The sequence below is a fragment of the Quadrisphaera sp. DVD1 genome (assembly GCF_058932755.1).
Map to the genome: position 1 here is coordinate 1 of NZ_JBZYWI010000230.1, position 2879 is coordinate 2879.

2 protein-coding genes are annotated in these 2879 nt (G+C 79.2%); one reads left to right on the top strand and one right to left on the bottom strand.

Annotated elements, in window-relative coordinates:
• The coding region (locus AC5FZL_RS16280) for a Fur family transcriptional regulator (protein ID WP_493619922.1) at nucleotides 1-336 on the top strand (336 nt) is incomplete at its 5' end.
• Here AC5FZL_RS16280 and AC5FZL_RS16285 read toward each other — a convergent pair.
• Nucleotides 327-2879, bottom strand: a 2553-nt coding sequence (locus tag AC5FZL_RS16285) for a bifunctional [glutamine synthetase] adenylyltransferase/[glutamine synthetase]-adenylyl-L-tyrosine phosphorylase (RefSeq protein WP_493619923.1), incomplete at its 5' end; no start/stop codon positions are given. The two genes, AC5FZL_RS16280 and AC5FZL_RS16285, sit on opposite strands and share 10 nt — an antisense overlap.

Sequence of the window (2879 nt, forward strand, 5' to 3'; positions counted from 1 at the left end):
CGCGCCGAGGACGTCGTCGCCCGCGCCGCGGCCGCCCGCCCCGGCGTGCACCGGGCGACGGTCTACCGGGCGCTGGAGGCGCTCACCGAGGCCGGCCTCGTCGTGCACACCCACACCGCCCGGGGCGCCACCGTGCACCACCTCGCCGCGGACGGCGTGAACGGGCATGACCACGCGCACGTGCAGTGCCACGCCTGCGGCCGCCTCGAGGACGTGCCCGCCGGGGCCCTCGCCGACCTCGCGGACCACCTCGCCGCCCAGCGCGGCTTCGTCCTGGACGTCGGCCACGTGGCGCTCGTGGGCACCTGCAGCACCTGCCGCGGGGCTCAGCCGTAGAAGACGCGCTCGACCACCGCGCGCGCCCGGCGGGCCTGGCGGCGCAGGTCCTCCTCGAACGCGTGGCCGGAGCCGGCCGGGTAGCCGAGCAGGCGCGCGGCGCCCTCGAGCTCGTCCGGGTCGGTGGGCATGACGTTCGTCGGCCGGCCCCCGCGCAGCACCAGGGCGTCGCGGGCGCGCGACGCCGCCCGCCAGGCGGCGGCCAGCACCTCGGCGTCCGCGGGCGCCAGCAGGCCGGCGTCCGCCGCCGCTGCCAGGGCGCCGGTGGTCGAGGCCGTGCGCAGCGCGGGCACCGCCCCGGCGTGCTGGAGCTGCAGGAGCTGAGCGGTCCACTCCACGTCGGCCAGCCCGCCGGGCCCCAGCTTGAGGTGGCGGCGGCGGTCCAGGCCGCGGGGCAGCCGCTCCCCGTCGACCCGGGCCTTGACCCGGCGCACCTCGCGCACCACCGCCTCGTCCGCCCCGCCGGGCGGGTGGCGCAGCGGGTCGACGAGGGCGATGAACGCGGCGCCCACCTCGGGGTCGCCGGCCACGGGCGCGGCCCGCAGCATGGCCTGCGCCTCCCACGGCTGCGCCCAGCGGCGGTAGTACTCCGCGCAGGAGGCCAGCGTGCGCGCCATCGGCCCGTCGCGGCCCTCCGGGCGCAGGCGGGCGTCGACCTCCAGGGCCGGCTCGGGCCCGGGCGCGGTGAGCACCCGGCGCAGCTCGCCGACCACCGCGAGCGCCTGGTCCTGCGCCAGCGCGGTATCGGCGCCCGGGAGCGGGTCGTGCACGAAGAGGACGTCCGCGTCGCTGCCGTAGCCCATCTCCGCCCCGCCGAGGCGGCCCATGCCGATCACGGCGAGGCGGGTGACGAGCTCCTCGCCGCGGGTCGCGGCCACGGTGCGCTGCGCCAGGCCCAGGGCGGCGTCCAGCGCGGCGGCGGTGGCGCCGGTGAGGGCGGCGCGGACGGCGTCCGGCTCGACCACCCCGACGACGTCGCCGACGGCGGTGCGCAGCAGCTCGCGCCCGCGGAGGTGGCGCACGAGGGCGGCGGCGGCGGCCGGGTCGTCCTGGCGCTCCACCGCCCGGGTGGCCTCGCCGCGCAGCGCGGCGGGGTCGCGGGGCACGAGGTCGGCGTCGGTGCCCAGCCAGCGGGTGGCCTCGGCGTCGCGCTCGAGCCCGGCGGCCACGAACCGGCTGGAGGAGGTGACCGCCGCCATCCGCTGCGCGGCCGCACCCTCGTCGCGCAGCATCTTGAGGTACCAGTGCGTGCCGCCGAGCCGGTCGCTGATCCGGCGGAAGCTGAGCAGCCCGGCGTCCGGGTCGGCGCCCTCGGCGAACCAGCCGAGCATCACCGGCAGCAGCTGGCGCTGGATGGCCGAGCGGCGGCTGACCCCGGTGGTCAGCGCGGCGATGTGCCGCAGCGCCCCGGCCGGGTCGCGGTAGCCCAGCGCGGCGAGGCGCTCGCGCGCGGCCTCGGGGCTGAGCCGGATCTCGTCGGGGCTCAGCGAGGCCGCGGCCGCCAGCAGCGGCCGGTAGAAGAAGAGCTCGTGGAGCCGGCGCACCCGGCGGCGCACGGTGGCCAGCAGCGCCTGCAGCTCCTCGACCCCGGAGCACCCGGAGGCGCGGGCGAGGTGGCGCAGGTCGGCCTCGGCCACCGGCAGCAGGTGGGTGCGCTGCAGGCGGTGCAGCTGCAGGCGGTGCTCGAGGACGCGCAGCACCCGGTAGTCGCGGTCGAGGTCGGCGGCGTCGTGGCGGCCGACGAACCCGTACGTGGCCAGGCGCTCGAGGCCGTCGAGGGTGTTCGCCGTGCGCAGCGCGGTGGCGGTGCGCCCGTGCACGAGCTGGAGGATCTGGACGGTGAACTCCACGTCGCGCAGGCCGCCGCGGCCGAGCTTGAGCTGGCGGTCGGCCTCCCGGGCCGGCACGTGCTCCTCCACCCGCCGGCGCATCGCCTGGGTGTCGGCCACGAAGCCGGGGCGGTCCGCGGCCTTCCAGGCCAGGGCGGCGACCCGCTCGGCGTACGCGTCGCCGAGCTCGCGGTCCCCGGCCGCCGGGCGCGCCTTGAGCAGCGCCTGGAACTCCCAGTTGCGGGCCCAGCGGGCGTAGTAGGCCACGTGGCTCTCCAGCGTGCGCACGAGCGGGCCGTCCTTGCCCTCCGGGCGCAGCCCGGCGTCCACCGGCCACAGCACCCCCTCGGGCGTCACGGCGGAGCAGGCGAGCGCCAGCTCCGCGGCCAGCTCGCCGCCCACCCGCAGGGCCTGCTCGTCGCTGGCCCCCTCCGCGGGCGCCACGACGTGGATGACGTCCACGTCGCTCACGTAGTTCAGCTCCCGGCCCCCGCACTTGCCCAGCGCGATCACCGCGAGCCGGCACGCCTCGGCCTCCGGGACCACGGCCCGGGCCAGGGCCAGCGCGGCCTCCAGGGCGGCGTCCGCGAGGTCGGACAGCGCCAGGGTGACGTCGTCGACCGCCGCCGCCGGGTCGTCGTCGGCCAGGTCGGCCGCCGCCACGGTGAGCAGCCGCCGCCGGTAGGCCACCCGCAGGGCGTCGCGGCCCTCCGC